The sequence below is a fragment of the Paenibacillus sp. 23TSA30-6 genome (genome assembly GCF_014858585.1).
GTDB lineage: Bacteria > Bacillota > Bacilli > Paenibacillales > Paenibacillaceae > Paenibacillus.
Map to the genome: position 1 here is coordinate 1 of NZ_SLTL01000117.1, position 355 is coordinate 355.

Consider the following 355-nt stretch of genomic DNA (forward strand, 5'->3'; position numbering starts at 1 on the left):
TATGACCCGTAGGGGAATCGAACCCCTGTTACCTCCGTGAAAGGGAGGTGTCTTAACCGCTTGACCAACGGGCCTTAACAATAAATAATATCTGGCGGAGAGAGATGGATTCGAACCTTCGCACCACTTTCGCAGTTTGATCCCTCATAGCCACTTGGGTATCTCTCCAACAAGCAGCATAAGGATTACATCCTTAACCTCACTGGAATGAACCGTAGACCTCAACCAACTCAGCTACGCCGCCATCTTATATATAAAATTCAGAAATATTCAAGATTTGGCTCCCCGAACAGGACTCGAACCTGTGACAACTCGATTAACAGTCGAGTGCTCTACCAACTGAGCTATCAGGGAA

The 355-nt window shown here is 46.8% G+C and carries 3 tRNA genes; all 3 read right to left on the reverse strand.

Annotated elements, in window-relative coordinates:
• Positions 1-2: 2 nt before the first annotated feature.
• The 3 genes from E0698_RS26360 to E0698_RS26370 all read right to left on the reverse strand — a co-directional run bounded on the left by E0698_RS26360 (position 3) and on the right by E0698_RS26370 (position 354).
• Positions 3-74, reverse strand: a tRNA-Glu gene (locus E0698_RS26360).
• Between the two features lie 18 nt (positions 75-92).
• Positions 93-168, reverse strand: a tRNA-OTHER gene (locus tag E0698_RS26365).
• A gap of 110 nt (positions 169-278) precedes the next feature.
• Positions 279-354 (reverse strand) — tRNA-Asn (locus E0698_RS26370).
• Position 355 lies beyond the last annotated feature (1 nt).